Raw genomic sequence first — 14,864 nt, 5'->3', positions numbered from 1 at the left:
GTGCCGGCCGGTTACTCACGACAAAGACATCTTTATCATGAACCAACGCCCGTCACCGGCGCGCACGGCCCTGCTCAGGGCCTTACCGTAAATCTCCGCACGGATACTGCCAGCGGGCCTGTTAGTCCGGCGTCTCGGTGAAGGTGCCCGGGGCGGCATCGCTCTCGCGGCGGTGGTCGGGGTGGACGTCCTCATAGACGGCCTCGTGCTGGGCCTCGGCTTCGCCGCGGGGCCGCGCGAAGGCCTGCTCCTGACCATCGCCCTCACGGTCGAGGTGCTGTTCCTCGGCCTGTCGGTGACGACCGAACTGCGGCCTACGTTGGGTTCGTCTGCGCGGACCGTCCTGGCTGTCGCTGGGCTTGCGATGCTGCTGCCGTTGGGCGCCCTGCTCGGGGCGCCTGCGGCGGGGTTGCCGCTGGCCTGGCGGACGGGTCTCTTCGCCTTTGCCCTGGTGGCGCTGCTTTACCTCGTGACGGAGGAACTACTGGTCGAGGCTCACGAGGGGCCCGAGGCGCCCTGGGTCACCGCCATGTTTTTCGTCGGCTTCCTGCTCCTGCTCCTGCTAGAGGAGACGACCGGCTGACGCCGAGGTCACGGGCGAAGCCTCCTTGCGCATGCCGGGCGGCCTCAGCTTCCCGGTGCACGGTGCGCGGCGGCGCCTTTCTCATGACCGTGGTCGTGCTCATGCTCATGCCCGTGGTCATGGCCGCCCGCGTCGTGGCCAACTGACCAGGCCGCATGTGGATCCTGTCCGCCATGCGCGCCGGGCAGTTCCACCTGCACCGTCGCATGAGTGATGCCGAAGCGCTCCGCCAGAATGGTGCCGAGCGTGTCCTCCAGCCTCTCCTCACGGGCCAGGGTCGCGTCCACCACGACATGCGCCGATAGCGCGACCTTGCCGGAGGAGAGCTCCCAGACGTGCAAGTCGTGCATCCCTTGGACGCCTGGCGTGGCCAGAATGCCCTGCTCGACCGCATCAAGGTCCACCCCAGCAGGCACGCCCTCCATGAGGACGTTCCCGGCCTCCCGCAGCAGCGTCCAGGTGCGTGGCAGCACCCAGAAGGCAATGGCGACGCCGAGCAGCGCGTCCACCCAGGTCCAGCCGGTCAGCCAGATGACACCGGCGCCCACGATGACCGCGACCGAACCTAGCATGTCGCTCCAGACCTCGAGGTAGGCGCCCTTGACGTTGAGGCTGTGCTCGCTGCCGCCTGCCAGGATCCGCATGGACAGCCAGTTAACCGCCAGCCCGATCACGGCGACGACGAGCATCCCGAGGCTCTGCACCTCAGCCGGGTTGCGGAAGCGCTGCCACGCTTCCCAAAGGATATAGAGCGCGACCAGGAACAGCAGCGAAGCATTGAAGGCGGCGGCCAGGATCTCAAGGCGGTGGTAGCCCCATGTCCGCCTGCGATCAGCGGGCCGCCCGGCGGCCCGGATGGCCGCGAGCGACACCGCGAGCGCTGCGGCGTCGGTAAACATGTGCGCGGCGTCGGAGAGCAGAGCTAGGCTACCTGTGACGAAGGAGCCGATGACCTCGGCGATCATGAAGCCGCCGGTGAACACAAAGGCCCAGAGCAGCGCGCGCTCGTTGGCGCCTGCCCCGTGGTTGTGTCCTGTACCCATCTAAGAAGTCACAAACGGAGCGCGGGAAGTGCGCGCCCGGGCGACGTCACGCGTGAAGGCATGGCTGGCTCTCCTGGCTGCACAGGTCACGTTTGGTGTTGCAACCGAAGCATGAACGGGTGCCGCAGCACCTCGTTCCGCGTCGGTCTCATGCAGGTTTGAAGCCGGAGTCCGGCCAGTTTCGCTGCGCGGTGTCTGCTAATCGGCCGAGAGCCGCGCGGCCAAGTGTGCCTGGGCCGCGCGGACGACGTCAGCCACCTGTTAGGAGGATGCTCCGCCAGTCGCCGCCTGCTTTGCCTGCTGCGCCGTCATAGACAGTCGCGCCCGGTTGCCGTCTACGGAGGCAACGGCGCTGACCGGTACGTAATGATGGTGCTGGCCGGACCCGTCGGGGTCGTCGCGCTTGGTCAGCTTGATTCGGTCGCCCTCGACCTTATCCACAGTGCCGACGTGCTGGTCGTCTGAACCGACGATCTCCATGTGTTCCTTGATTTCGGAAGCGCCTGCCATCTGTCCGTTCTCCTCGCCTGCTCGCGGGGATACGCGACGGCAGGATGGTAACGAACGGGAACGGGAGTCGGATGCACTACCCCGTCGCGGCCCAGACAGGCGTCCGGATGAGCCTGCGGGTGTGTACGGGAAAACGCCGGTTTGCGGCGCCTGCGGGTCGGCCCCATCTTGGTTCCATGAACGCGCGAACCACCACGCGGGCCGCCGATCGCGCGGCTGCAGTGATCCCCATTGGCCAACTCGCCCGCGAGGCGGGTTGCAAGGTGCAGACCGTGCGCTGGTACGAGGAGATCGGCATCCTGCCTCCGCCCGCCCGCCCGGACGGAGGGTGGCCATAGGCTTTACGGCCGCGCCCATCGGGAGCGGTTGGCCTTCATTCGGCACGCGCGGGAGTTCGGTTTCGGGCTCGACGCCATCCGGCAACTCCTCGACTTAGCTGCCCATCCCGAGCGTCCTTGCGGCAACGCCCATGCCCTGGCGGTCGCGCAACTCGCTGAGGTCGAGGCCAAAATGCGACGTTTGGCCGTCCTGCGGAACGAGCTTGCCCGCCTCGTGAAAACCGGCTGCTTTGAAGGCCTCGCCGCTGAGTGCCGCGTCCTCGAGACCCTCGCCGACCATGACCATGGTCACTGCCTGTCGCACGCTCACGCCGCGGCCGAGGGCGCCGTCACAAAATGATGCACGGGTGGTCAAGCTCATGCTTGAACCTCAAGTCGCTGTAGGTTCTATACCCCTGAGCCATGCCGTTGCCGGTAACCGCCACGCGCTGGCAATGAGCGGGACCGAAGGGCGAGGAGAAACATCGTGCGGCGACGGACCATGACCGGCTGGGTGGCGATGGCGGCCTTGGTGCCCGCTCTGGCATGGGGCCAGGCTGGAGGCCATGGGCATGCCCACAGCGGGAACGAGGTCAAGATCGGCCGTCACGAGGTGGGGTTGGAAGTCCGCGGTGGCCAAGCGACCCTGTCCATTGTCGACGATAAGGAGCAGCCCGTGGACGCCGCGGCGTTCAGCGCGACCGCCGTCGTCCTGGCCCGTGGCAATGAGCGTCGTACCCTGGAATTCGGCCCTGCAGGCGGGAACCGCCTGATGGCGCCGGTCGATTTTCCGGTGGACGGCAAGTTCCGCGCAACCGTGACGCTGCGGGGCCCGGGCGGCGACCTTGGGACTGGCCGCTTCAACGTCGACCCGGTGCGCTAAGGGCAACTGTCGATGAGGCGGAGCGCGGGCAGGAAGGGGCTGACGAGGCGGTGGGCGGTCATTGCCCGCATGCTCGCCGTCGCCTTCCTGCTCGCCTTCCAACTGGTGCCGCCCTTTGCCGAGGTAGCCCACTCGGCCGCGCCGTCCGTTCTCGCCGTAACCATCTCGGCTGCCACGGACCAAGACGGTTCCCGGGGCACGCCGTCGCGCCCGCACGGCATCGCCCACGCTGGCACCCACTGCGCCTGCCAGATGGCTGACCGCCTAACACCGCCGCAGCCCATCGGCCCCAGCGTCTTCATTACCGTGGACCGCCCGGCCTTCGCATACCACGCCCACGCCTCGCTTGAGGCAGAGCCTCTCGCGCGCCCACCCCGCGCCTGACCGAACCAGAGCCGCCCTAGCCGCCGCGCCCCGGAGAGACTTGGGGAGGCGGCTCGCCTCGCGTTCCGTCAGCCCCGGGTGCCATGATTCTCCAATTCATTTCCGGCTTTCCACTCGCCCTGCTGGGCGCAGCCGCTCTCGTAACAATCTCCATGCCGTCCAACGCGGCCGACCCTCCAGCGCCGCGCCGCGTGGCGCAGGCGGCGCCCGCCCCGGTGACGTCGCCCCCTCCGGATGTAGGCGCCAGAATCATGGTGACCTCCCCCGAGCAGGCCGTGAACCTCGCCCTAGCGCGCGCGCCCATCCTGCGCAGCGCCGAGGCAGGCCGCCGGGCGGCACAGGGCGACTTGGTCCAGGCCGGGCTCCGCCCGAACCCGGAGGCCAAAATCGACAACCAGAGCTTCATCGCGTCGGGCCCGTACCGGGGCGGAAGCCCCCTCGAGACGAGCTTGGGTCTGTCGCAGCGGATCGAGACCGCCGGCAAGCGGCAAGCGCGTGTCGAGATCGCGGGCCGCGCCCTGGCGCTGACCGGCCTTGACGTGGAGGCGGCACGCCTGGATTTGGTCCGCGAGGTTGTGCGCGCCCTGGCCGGAGCTGTGGCAAGCGCCCGGGCGGTGGAGATTGGCCGCGAGCGGGTGCGCCTCGCCGACGAGGTGCTGCGCGCCACCCGCTCCCGCGTCGAGGCCGGCCGCGAGCCCTTGGTGCAGCAGCGACGCGCCGAGGTAGCGCGGGAGACGGCCGCGGTCGGCTTCGAGCGCTTGCAGCGGGAGGCCGCAGAGGCGTTGCGCGCCTTGTCCGTGCTGCTGGCGGCACCGCAGGTGGAGATCTCTGCGGCCCGGGCGGCTTGGTTCGACAACATCGGACCTCGGCCCGACCTTGCCCGTGAGCCGGCGCTTCCGTCGAGCCAGCTCGACCGGGCCCGTTTGAACGCCTTGGTCGACCAGCGCCGGGCCGAGCTGGACCTACAGCGCCGGAACGCGGTCCCGGACGTCACCATAAACGGGGCCGTCAGCCGGCTCCGCGAGGCCTCCCAGACCGCCACCGGCACCGCCTTCATCCTGGGCCTCTCGGTGCCGCTTCCGGTCTTCGACCGCAATCAGGGCAACATCCTCCGCGCCGGTGCCGAGGTGAACCGGGCGGAGGCCGACGCGGAGCGTGGACGGCTCTACCTCGATGCGTCCCTTACCGATGGCGAGCGGCGCCTGGACCAGTCCTGGCGCGCCGCCGACAGCCTCCGTCGCATCGTTCTGCCGGCGGCCGGGGAGGCCGCTGCCTCGGCGCGGGAGGGTTACGTCGGGGGCAAGTTCTCGCTGCTCGAGGTGCTCGACGCTCAGCGCGTCCTGTCCGATGCCCGCGAGCAGCTCAACGCCGCCCTACTCGAGATGCAGCAAGTGCGCGCCGACATCGCCCGGCTGCGCGGTCGCGCCGCCACCCCCACCCCAGCTTCCGCTCCCGCGGGGAGGCAGTGACCATGAAATCCGTTCTCATCTTCCTCGCGGGAGCCGTGGTCGGCCTCGGCGGCGCCGTGCTGGTGCCCGGCGTGCCCGCCACGCTGCGCTCCAGCCTGGGTCTCGCTCCAGCGGTCGAGGTGGCAGCCCCGGCCCGCGCCGCCGAGGCCGCCGACGGCAAGGGTCATGCCCACAGACCGGGGGAGGAACACGGCGACGAGGTCCCCGAGGGCGCCCTCCGCATGACTGAGGAGCAGATCGCGGGCGCCAAAATCGAGGTGGCGGAGGCAGGGCCAGGCACCATCGCACGCCGCGTCTCCCTGCCCGGCACCGTGGCCGCGAACGCCGACCGTCTGGCACACGTCCCGGCCCGGGTGGCGGGCATCGTCACCGCCCTGAACAAGCGGTTGGGCGAGACGGTCGCGGCGGGCGAGGTGCTGGCGGTGGTCGAGAGCGCCGAGATCGCCACCGCGAAAGGCGACTATCTCGCCGCGTTGCGCACCACCGAGCTCGCCCGCGTCACCTTCGAGCGCGAGCAACGGCTATGGCAGCGCAAGATCTCCGCTGAGCAAGACTTCCTGAAAGCGCGGACCGACTGGCAGGAGGCGCAGATCCGTCTCGACCTCGCCCGCCAGAAGCTGGCCGCCATCGGCCTGGGCCAAGCGGAGATCGAGTCCCTACCGCGCCAGCCCATCGAGGCTCTCCGTCGCCAAGAGGTGCACGCGCCCATCGCAGGACGGATCACAGCCCGTCCCAAGATGCTCGGCGACGCGGTATCGCCTGACGCCGAGGTCTACACCCTGGCCGACTTGTCCACAGTCTGGGTCGAGATGGCGGTGCCGCCGGGCGACCTCACCTTCGTAAAGGAGGGGATGCCGGTGCGCATCCGGGGCGAGGGCGAGGTGCGCGGGGAGGGCCGCATCGTCTTCCTCAGCCCGGTGCTGGACCCGGAGACGCGTTCGGCCCGCGCCGTGGTCGACGTGCCGAACCCCGAGGGCGCTTTCCGGCCCGGCGGCTTCGCCACGGCTGAGGTCGCCAGTGAGGAACAGCGCGCTGACGTGCTGGTGCCCCGTGGCGCCGTGCAGGAGATCGAGGGCGAGAGCGTGGTTTTCGTGCGCACGCCCGAAGGCTTCGAGAAGCGCGAGGTCGTGCTCGGCCGCGGTGATCAGGAGGGAGTCGAAGTGGTCTTCGGCCTCGACCCAGGCGAGCGCTACGCTGCCGCGAACACGTTCGTCCTCAAGGCCGAGCTCGGGAAATCCGAGGCCGAGCATTCGCACTAGGGCCGCCGCACCATGATCGCACGCATTCTCGACTTCTCGGTCCACCAGCGCTGGCTGGTGGTGCTGCTGGTCGCTGCCGCTGCCGCATTTGGCCTACGTTCGCTGCAGTCGCTGCCCATCGACGCGGTACCCGACATCACCAACAACCAGGTGCAGATCAACACCTTGGCGCCCGCCCTCTCGCCCTACGAGGTCGAGAAGCAGGTCACCTTCCCGGTCGAGACAGCGCTCGCGGGTATCCGCGGCCTGCAGTCCACGCGCTCGCTCTCACGCAACGGCTTCAGCCAGGTCGTCGCCATTTTCCGCGACGACGCGGACATCTACTACGCCCGCCAGCAGGTGCTGGAGCGGCTGACCGAGGCGCGGGAACTGCTGCCGCCCGGCGCCGAACCGCGCATGGGCCCGATCTCGACCGGGCTCGGCGAAGTCTACATGTGGACCGTCGACTGGGCGCCGCGGAAGCAGGGCGACACCGCGCGCGAAGGCAGGACAGGCTGGCAGGCGGATGGAAGCTACCTGACGCCGGAGGGACAGCGTCTCGCCACGGAGCTGGAGCGCACGGCCTACCTTCGCACCCTGCAGGACTGGGTCATCCGGCCACAGCTTCGCAACGTGCCAGGCGTGGCGGGTGTGGACGCCATCGGCGGCTTCGTGAAGCAGTATCATGTCCAGCCCGACCCGGCCCGGCTCATCGGCCTCGGCCTGTCCTTCGCTGACGTGGCGGAGGCGCTGGAGCGCAACAACGCCAGCCGCGGCGCGGGCTATCTTGAGCGCGGCGGCGAGGGCTACGTCGTCCGCTCCGGCGGACGCTTGGAGACCCTGGACGACATCAGCAACGTGGTGGTGGCGACGCGTGAGGGCGTCCCGGTGCGAGTGCGCGACCTCGCCCGGGTCGAGGTTGGCAAGGAATTGCGGACGGGCAGTGCCAGTGCGGATGGGAAGGAAGCGGTGGTCGGCACCGCACTGATGCTGATCGGCGAGAACAGCCGCACAGTCGCCGCCGCAGTGGATGCCAAGGTCAAGGAGATTGCCCGCAGCCTGCCGCCGGGCGTCCAACTGCGCACCGTCCTCAACCGCACAGAACTGGTCGACGCGACCATCCACACGGTGGCCAAGAACTTGGCCGAGGGCGCGCTACTGGTCGTGGTGGTACTGTTTCTGCTGCTCGGCAACCTGCGGGCGGCCGTGGTCACCGCCTTGGTCATCCCCGTGACCATGCTGCTGACCGCCACCGGCATGCTGGAGGGTGGGATCAGCGCCAACCTGATGAGCCTCGGCGCCCTCGACTTCGGCCTCATCGTGGACGGTGCCGTCATCATTGCCGAGAACAGCCTGCGCCACCTGGCCGAACGGCAGCACGCGCTCGGGCGCGCCCTTTCCCTGGAGGAGCGCCTCCGGACGGTGGCCGCTTCGGCCCGGGAAATGATCCGACCATCGGTGTTCGGCCAAGCAATCATCATCCTCGTCTATGTGCCGCTGCTCACCTTCCAGGGCGTCGAGGGTAAGATGTTCGCGCCCATGGCGCTGACCGTTATCATCGCACTGGCAGTGGCCTTCGTCCTTTCGCTGACTTTCGTCCCGGCCATGGTCGCCCTGGTGGTCACGGGGAAGGTCCAGGAGAAGGACAACTGGCTGGTGCGAGCCCTCAAGCGCGGCTACGCCCCGGCTTTACGTCTGGCTCTGCGGCGCCCGTTGCCGGTCATAGGCGCCTCGGCGCTACTTTTCCTTGTCTCGCTTTTCCTCGGCTCCCGGCTCGGCTCGGAGTTCATCCCGCAGCTCGACGAGGGCAACATCGCCATGCACGCGTTGCGCATCCCCTCGACGTCACTGACCCAGTCGCAGGCGATGCAGCTCCGGATCGAGGATGCCGTTTCGCGCTTCGCCGAGGTCGCGGTGATCTTCTCGAAGACCGGCACGGCCGAGGTGGCGGCCGACCCGATGCCGGTCAACGTCTCCGATGCCTTCATCATTCTGAAGCCGCGCGACCAATGGCCAGACCCAGCGCAGCCTAAGGAGGAGCTGGTGCGGCGCATCGAGGAGGCTGTGGGAAAACTGCCCGGCAACAACTACGAGTTCACACAACCCATTCAGATGCGGTTCAACGAGCTGCTGGCGGGTACCCGCGGCGACCTGGCGGTGAAGGTCTTCGGCGAGGAGTTCGGACCGATGCTCGCAGCCGCTAACCAGGTAGCGGGCATCCTGCGTGGCGTCGCAGGCGCCGAGGATGTCCGGGTGGAGCAGGCGACCGGGCTACCCTTCCTCGAGATCACCGTGGACAAGGGAGAGATCGCCCGGCGCGGGCTCAGCCTGAACGCGGTGCAGGAGGTCATCGGCACCGCCATCGGCGGGCGCGAGGCCGGTTGGGTCTTCGAGGGCGACCGTCGCTTCGCCATCGTCGTCCGGGTGCCGGAGGCGGTGCGTGCCGACTTCGAGGCCCTGCGGAACCTGCCGGTGGCCCTGCCCGGGGAGGCGCGCGTGGGCGGCGCGGCGACGGTGCCGCTCCGGAGCCTCGCCTCCTTCCGCCTGACCGAGGGGCCGAACCAGGTCAGCCGGGAGAACGGCAGGCGCCGCGTCGTGGTCACCGCCAACGTCCGCGGCCGCGACATCGCCTCCGTCGTGGCTGAGGCGCAGGCGCGGGTGGAGCGCGAGATCCGGCCGCCGCCCGGCTACTTCATCACCTGGGGCGGGCAGTTCGAGAACCTCGATGCGGCGCGCACCCGCCTCATGGTGGTGGTGCCCGGCGTCTTCTTCCTGATCTTCCTCCTGCTCTACACGGCCCTTGGCTCGCCGCGCGACGCCCTGCTGGTGTTCAGCGCGGTACCCCTGGCACTGACGGGTGGCATCGCGCTGCTCTGGTTGCGCGACATGCCGTTGTCGGTCTCGGCGGCGGTCGGCTTCATCGCGCTCTCGGGGGTCGCGGTGCTGAACGGCCTGGTCATGCTGAACCACATCAAGCAGCTGCGCGGCGAGGGCCTGGGCCGGGATGAGGCTATCCGGCAGGGGGCGATGGACCGGCTGCGGCCGGTGGCCATGACGGCGCTGGTCGCCTCGCTCGGCTTCGTGCCGATGGCGATCGCCACCGGGGCAGGCGCCGAGGTCCAGAAGCCGATCGCCACGGTGGTCATCGGCGGCCTGGTCACCGCAACCCTGCTGACCTTGATGGTGCTCCCTGCCCTCTACGCCCGCTTCGGCAATGCCGACGCGCCGCCGGAGGATGCGGGGCTACGGCCCGTGCCGGAACCCGAGGTCGCCGCGCGGGCGGGCCGTCCCGCCCCGGCCAAATAGGCGAGAGGACGCGGGCATGACCACGGCCGACCCGGCGCCGGTCCTCTCTGGGGAGGGGCGCCACATCCTGGTTGTCGAGGATGACGGGGAGCTGCGTCCGCTGCTCCTGTCCCTGCTGCGTCGGAGTGGCTTCCGGGCGACCGGCGCGCGCAATGGCGTCGAGATGGCCGAGGTGCTGGCGGATGCGGCCGGTGTAGACCTGATCCTTCTGGACGTCATGCTTCCCGGCCGCTCGGGTTTCGAACTCTGCCGCGACATCCGGGCGCGGGGCGGCCTGCCGATCATTCTGCTCACCGCACTTGGCGAGGCGTCCGACCGCGTCGTGGGCCTCGAACTCGGCGCCGACGACTACGTCGTGAAACCGCCCGATCCGCGCGAGCTCGTCGCCCGCATCCGCGCCGTACTGCGCCGTAGGGACGGCGAGTGGGCGTTCACCGAGACCGGCGCTCGGGACCGCGCCGCCTTCGGCGGCTGGATGCTCGATACGCGGCGGCGCGAGCTCACCTCGCCGGGCGGCGGGCGGGTCGAACTGACCAGCGGCGAGTACGACCTGCTGCTAGCCTTCGTCGAGCGGCCGCAACGCGTGCTCTCCCGGGACCAGTTGCTCGACCTCGCGCGCGGCCGCGCCTTCGGCGGCCTGGGCCGTTCGGTCGACGCCCAGGTCAGTCGCCTGCGCGGCAAACTCGGCGGTCGGCAGGACGAGGCGGCCGGGGTCATCAAGACCCTTCGCGGTGCCGGGTACATGCTTGCCTGCGACGTGGAATGGCGATGACCGCCGCACGGCGGCGCTGGCTGCCGGACACGCTCCTTGTCCGAATACTTGCTCCTGGCGTGTTCGCTCTCGTGGTTCTGCTGTTGGTGAGCCTTGTCGTGCACGCATCCCTCCTGCGGCAGGCGGCCGAACGGGGGGCGGCCGAGGTCGCGGCCCACCGCGTCGCTGGGGTGGCCGAAGCTATCGCCGCGGTCGCGCGCCCTGATCGCTCCCGCATTGCACAGGCTCTGTCCGCACCCGACCTCGCACTCTCCTGGGGCGATGCGCCGGACCTGCCGTCGGACCGCGCCAGGGCGGCGCCGGACTTGGCCCATGTCGGCCGCTTGGCCGAGGTGACGCGGGAGATCCGCGTCGCCCCTGGCCTGTCCGATGCGGAGCATGGTGCCCTTCGGGATGTGGCTGTCAGCGTGCAGCTCGTGGACGGCTCCTGGGTGAACGCGCGTGTCCTGGCCGTGTCGCTGATCGCCGCGGACGACGCCGCCTTCCGGGTTGCCGTCGGGACGGTCGCAGCCGCGCTGCTGATCTGCGTTGCCCTCGCTTCGCGTGTCGCGGCGGCGCCGCTGGCCAGGCTGGCGCGAGCGGTTCGGCATTTGCCGCCCGACGGTGACGCGCCGCTGCCTCATGTGGGCGGGCCCCAAGAGGTGCGCGATGTCACGGAAGCACTCGACGGAGCCCTGCGCCGGGTCCGCGACCTGTTGCGCCAGCGCTCGCTCGCCCTCGGCGCGCTCTCGCACGACCTTATGTCACCGCTCGCGCGGCTAAAGCTGCGTGCCGACGAGTTGCCGGACCTTGTCCTCCGCCAGACGGTGCAGCGCGACCTCGCGGAGATGGAGGGCATGGTCGGCGACGTTCTTGCCTACCTGCGCGGCGCGGACGGCGGCGGTGAACCCGCCGTTCCGGTCTCGGTCACGGACCTTGTGCAGGTGGTGGTGGACGAGTTCGCCGAGACCGGCACCGATGTGGAAGAGCGGCGCCTTGATGAGGCCACCGTGCTGGCTCGGCCGGTGGCCCTGAAGCGCGTCCTCCGCAACCTCGTCGAGAACGCGGTCAAGTACGGCGCTAATCCTTGGATCGAGGTCCTGACGGATCATCCTGGCGTCGAGGTGCGGGTCGGCGATCATGGTCCCGGCGTGCCGCCAGAGGATTTGGCCCGGGTCTTCGAGCCGTTTTTTCGCGGCGATCGGGCGCGCGCGGCGGGTGGCGGCAGTGGCCTCGGCCTGCCGACCGCCAAGGCAATCGCCGAGGCCCACGGGGGAGCGCTGGAACTCGTCAGCGCTCCGGGAGGAGGAACGATCGCCGTCCTCAAGTTGCCACCCACGTCGGCGGTCACGCCTGCCCGACTGCCGTCAAAGCCCAGCGCCTAGTAGCGGTAGGCGGGTGCCCGGCAGGAGGCGGCGTTCAACGCCCCGGCTGGGGCGCGCCGCGGCCGGGGGCATGCGGCTGCTGGCCGCCGCCCTGGGTCGCGTCGAAGTGGGCGGGTGCGGCGCTGGGTGACTGGGTGGCGACGCCGTCCGGGCGGTGCGGCTGCGGGCCGTCGCCTCGAGGGGCGTCGAAATGCGCGGGAGCGCCGCCAGAATGGTTCGACGTGGCGCTCGGGTTATGCGGCTGCGGGCCGTCTCCACGAGTCGAATCGAAGTGGGGCGCCCGGTCGCGTTGATCCGTGGCCTGAGCCAGGATCTGCAGCCGACCGGCGCCATCGTCCGCGAGAGCGGGCAAGGCGCTTGTGGCCGCCAGTAGCAGTGCGGCAACCAGAGCAATGTGGAGCTTCATCGGTGTATTCTCCTGTGCTGGCTGCCAGAAGGTGGCAGCCATGGCAGGCGACGATGTCGGGCAGCTATGTCACGGGGGCGCACGGCAATACATTCATTTGTTGCAGAGGTTTGTCTGCAGCGCGCCCCTGACTGGTGACGCTAAGTATCCCGCCTTATTTGGCTATGACCTAGTGGTCAAAATCTGATGCGGTGGACGGCCCCCGAGCGGCATCGCTGTGCCAGGCTCGCGGCTGTTGAGGTCTGCGAGCAGAGGAGCCGTCCACCGCATCAGGTTTTATCCACTAGGCCCAACATCAGAAGCCTCGCCTGCGCTAACGGTGCTCCACCATCACCGCCTTTCCTATAACTCCACTACAAACCAACCAATTTCGCCGGACTGTCGCAGACTAACTTAGCCCGTCGAACATAGCCGCGCATCGTTTTGAGGTCTTTGTGGCGGGAGTGCTCCATGATGGCCTCGTCGCGAGCCCCGGCCTTGTAAGCCTCGGTGACAAAACCGGCACGCAAGCCATGCGGGGAGAGCCGCTCGAGTCCGGTGTGAGTCAGCCCGGCTATTGCCGCCCGACGCGTCAGGATCTTTGGCAGGGCGTACGCGTGCAGCGCAGTCAGTTCCACCGTGCCCCACCGATCAACCTTCCGGAACACCGGCCCATACTGGCATTCGGAAGCGCGTAACCAGATCTCCACAGCGCGAACCGGGCAGGTCTCCGCCTTCATGCCGCGCGGAATTCCCAACTCAACGCCATGACCCTGCTGATCGGATTTGGCCCGAGGGATGAGCAGCTTCATGCCGTCAGGCGTGAAGGTGATGTGCTCTCGCTGTACGGCGACCAATTCCGAGCGTCGCAACGCTCCGGCAAATCCGAGCAGCAACAAGGCCCGGTCGCGTAGACCAGCTAGATCGGTGCCGCAGGTTGCCACCAGCTTGCGTAACTCGGCGGTGCCGATCGCGGCGGCCCGCCGTTGAGGCATACCGTGGCGGCGGAAAATACCAGCCAATGTGTCGCGGATTACCGGGTGTGGTGCGGTCCAGGCGACACCTTTCATGCGGTGTGCGCGGGTAATGGCTACCAGCCTGCGTCGCAGGGTAGATCGAGCATGGCTGACAGCAAGCGAGGCTAGGTAGGCTGCGACGGTGGTCGGATCAGCAGGCAAAGCCGTGGCGCGTCGCTGCTGACACCAAGCCGAAAACTCGGCCCAGTCTGTCGCATAGGCTTTCAGTGTTGCCGGTGACAAAGCCTGACGGGCGTAGTCGGCGGCCAGTGTCAGGTCTGCGGCAGGCAGGACGGTCAGCTCTGACATGCAGCAATTCCAGTGGGTTCAACGGCTCAAGGCAGAGAATATGGCATGATAGTGAAAGGCTCCATAACGGGACATTATGAAGCCTTAGCCGGGATATAATGTGGCCGGCAGCAGCAGCCGAAATCGGCCGGGTAAGTGCCATTCGACAACGGTCTAGGGCTTGCCCATGCAGGACATTACATTTCAGCCTGAAAGTGTCCCATACGGATTGTTCTTGCACAAATAGGACGACACGGCTACTAAATCTTAAACTCTGTAGGACGACAACCCGGCTATGACACAGGTACAAATGCTGGATCTAAGGAGCGGCGTTAGGGCTGCTCTGCAGATTCTCGATCAAGCCAGCGCCGGGCAGGACATCATCCAGATTGGCGTCGACGCCGTGGAGGTGGACTGGTCGCCAAGGAGATATCATCATCACACGCTGGCATTGCCGTTAGCACTGCTCACTGCCGCGGCGGATGTGGGTGCCGCCCGGGCCCGTTGGTCAGGTCTGAGGTTGGCGAGCGCCATGGACACTGCCCGCCTGCTCGACGGGCCCCAAAAGGACATGATGTTGGCACTGGCCGACGGCGCAGCGCCAAAGATCATCGAGAGATTTGGATGGCGATGGGGATCGTTTGCCGCCGAGTTGGCCGAGTGGATTGAGCGATTCGATCTTGCCGGCGAGGTCTTGACGCTAGACCGCGCGCGGCTGCTAAGCGGCGCTAGAGACGCGCATTATACCGTCCGACCCGTGCAGCTCATGGACAAGATGGCCCCGGTCCTGAAGTCGCTCCCGCGTGCCCGGCTTGCCGCGGCGGTGGTAGTGCTGGGGCTGTATGAGGGCGCGGGGGCGATGCGGATGCTCAAGCGGCGGCCCCTTCTCAACCCACCAATCATCGACGCCATCGAGGACCTGCGCGGGCATGCAGGGGAGGATGGCTACGCCAATTTCTTGAGGCTAATCGCGGCTTACCGGGGATGGTGAAATCGGCACCGGATGGGGTGGCGGTCGGCTACGCCAGAGTGTCGACCGTCGATCAGAGCGCCGGCCTTAACGCCCAAAAGCGGGATTTGGCGGCGGCAGGCTGCGCCAGGATCTTTGCGGAGCAGGCATCAGCCGTCTCTGCAGCTCCTCGCCCGCAGCTCATGGCAGCGCTGGATTACGTACGCGAGGGCGACACTGTTGATTGCCACTGAGAGCTGACCCGGGATTGCCATGAGGATTTGACCCGGGTTGTGGCTGGAAGTTCGGGGTTTTCGGCTTCTGTCAGGTGGGTTGTGGCCTCCTTTCGTGCTTGGC

Annotated in this window: 15 protein-coding genes; 11 read left to right on the top strand and 4 right to left on the bottom strand. The window is 68.3% G+C overall.

Annotated features, from left to right (window positions below; genetic code table 11):
- Window positions 1-181: 181 nt before the first annotated feature.
- On the top strand, window positions 182-583 hold the full coding sequence (locus LHA35_RS26370; protein WP_226614017.1) for a ZIP family metal transporter: 402 nt from the start codon (window positions 182-184) through the stop codon (window positions 581-583).
- Between the two features lie 44 nt (window positions 584-627).
- Here LHA35_RS26370 and LHA35_RS26365 read toward each other — a convergent pair whose 3' ends face one another.
- Together LHA35_RS26365 and LHA35_RS26360 are read right to left on the bottom strand one after the other, a co-directional pair.
- Window positions 628-1,626, bottom strand: coding sequence for a cation diffusion facilitator family transporter (locus LHA35_RS26365; RefSeq protein ID WP_226614015.1), 999 nt, complete (start codon window positions 1,624-1,626; stop codon window positions 628-630).
- A 261-nt stretch (window positions 1,627-1,887) separates the two neighbouring features.
- Window positions 1,888-2,136 carry a DUF2171 domain-containing protein gene (locus LHA35_RS26360; protein ID WP_226614013.1) on the bottom strand — a complete coding sequence of 83 codons (249 nt, stop codon included), beginning with the start codon at window positions 2,134-2,136 and terminating at the stop codon, window positions 1,888-1,890.
- 44 nt (window positions 2,137-2,180) lie between these two features.
- On the opposite strand from LHA35_RS26360, the gene LHA35_RS29115 reads away from it, so the two are divergent.
- The 8 genes from LHA35_RS29115 to LHA35_RS26325 all read left to right on the top strand — a co-directional run bounded on the left by LHA35_RS29115 (window position 2,181) and on the right by LHA35_RS26325 (window position 11,869).
- A complete protein-coding gene (locus tag LHA35_RS29115; RefSeq protein ID WP_408902416.1) occupies window positions 2,181-2,474 on the top strand; it encodes a MerR family DNA-binding transcriptional regulator in 294 nt (97 codons plus the stop codon).
- Entirely contained in the window at window positions 2,368-2,814 is a 447-nt protein-coding gene (locus LHA35_RS26355) for a MerR family DNA-binding protein (protein ID WP_408902415.1), read from the top strand. Before LHA35_RS29115 ends, LHA35_RS26355 begins: the two co-directional genes overlap by 107 nt.
- Window positions 2,815-2,955: 141 nt before the next feature.
- Complete coding sequence (locus LHA35_RS26350) at window positions 2,956-3,336, top strand: hypothetical protein (protein ID WP_226614012.1); 381 nt, start codon at window positions 2,956-2,958, stop codon at window positions 3,334-3,336.
- A gap of 635 nt (window positions 3,337-3,971) precedes the next feature.
- The gene (locus tag LHA35_RS26345) at window positions 3,972-5,189 is read left to right on the top strand and encodes a TolC family protein (protein WP_226614011.1); all 1,218 of its coding nucleotides are present in this window, start codon (window positions 3,972-3,974) and stop codon (window positions 5,187-5,189) included.
- Window positions 5,190-5,191: 2 nt separating this feature from the next.
- Window positions 5,192-6,448 (top strand): efflux RND transporter periplasmic adaptor subunit, encoded by a 1,257-nt coding sequence (locus tag LHA35_RS26340; protein WP_226614009.1) that lies wholly within the window; start codon window positions 5,192-5,194, stop codon window positions 6,446-6,448.
- Window positions 6,449-6,460: 12 nt separating this feature from the next.
- Window positions 6,461-9,733 carry an efflux RND transporter permease subunit gene (locus tag LHA35_RS26335; RefSeq protein WP_226614008.1) on the top strand — a complete coding sequence of 1,091 codons (3,273 nt, stop codon included), beginning with the start codon at window positions 6,461-6,463 and terminating at the stop codon, window positions 9,731-9,733.
- Between the two features lie 16 nt (window positions 9,734-9,749).
- Window positions 9,750-10,505 (top strand): response regulator transcription factor, encoded by a 756-nt coding sequence (locus LHA35_RS26330; protein ID WP_226614006.1) that lies wholly within the window; start codon window positions 9,750-9,752, stop codon window positions 10,503-10,505.
- Window positions 10,496-11,869 carry a sensor histidine kinase gene (locus tag LHA35_RS26325; protein WP_226614005.1) on the top strand — a complete coding sequence of 458 codons (1,374 nt, stop codon included), beginning with the start codon at window positions 10,496-10,498 and terminating at the stop codon, window positions 11,867-11,869. Before LHA35_RS26330 ends, LHA35_RS26325 begins: the two co-directional genes overlap by 10 nt.
- Window positions 11,870-11,903: 34 nt before the next feature.
- On the opposite strand, the gene LHA35_RS26320 is transcribed toward LHA35_RS26325, so the two are convergent.
- A complete protein-coding gene (locus LHA35_RS26320) occupies window positions 11,904-12,275 on the bottom strand; it encodes a hypothetical protein (protein ID WP_226614003.1) in 372 nt (123 codons plus the stop codon).
- Between the two features lie 353 nt (window positions 12,276-12,628).
- A complete protein-coding gene (locus LHA35_RS26315) occupies window positions 12,629-13,579 on the bottom strand; it encodes a tyrosine-type recombinase/integrase (protein ID WP_226614001.1) in 951 nt (316 codons plus the stop codon).
- Between the two features lie 289 nt (window positions 13,580-13,868).
- Between LHA35_RS26315 and LHA35_RS26310 the strand changes: the two genes are divergently transcribed.
- On the top strand, window positions 13,869-14,549 hold the full coding sequence (locus LHA35_RS26310) for a hypothetical protein (RefSeq protein ID WP_226614000.1): 681 nt from the start codon (window positions 13,869-13,871) through the stop codon (window positions 14,547-14,549).
- Window positions 14,543-14,761, top strand: a complete 219-nt coding sequence (locus LHA35_RS26305; protein WP_226613998.1) for a recombinase family protein — start codon at window positions 14,543-14,545, stop codon at window positions 14,759-14,761. The genes LHA35_RS26310 and LHA35_RS26305 overlap by 7 nt, the downstream gene beginning before the upstream one ends.
- Window positions 14,762-14,864 lie beyond the last annotated feature (103 nt).

The organism is Roseicella aerolata (assembly GCF_020523605.1).
In the GTDB taxonomy this organism is placed as follows: domain Bacteria; phylum Pseudomonadota; class Alphaproteobacteria; order Acetobacterales; family Acetobacteraceae; genus Paracraurococcus; species Paracraurococcus aerolatus.
The sequence above is the reverse complement of the archived record's forward strand: the minus strand, read 5'-3'. Positions and strand labels throughout refer to the sequence as shown.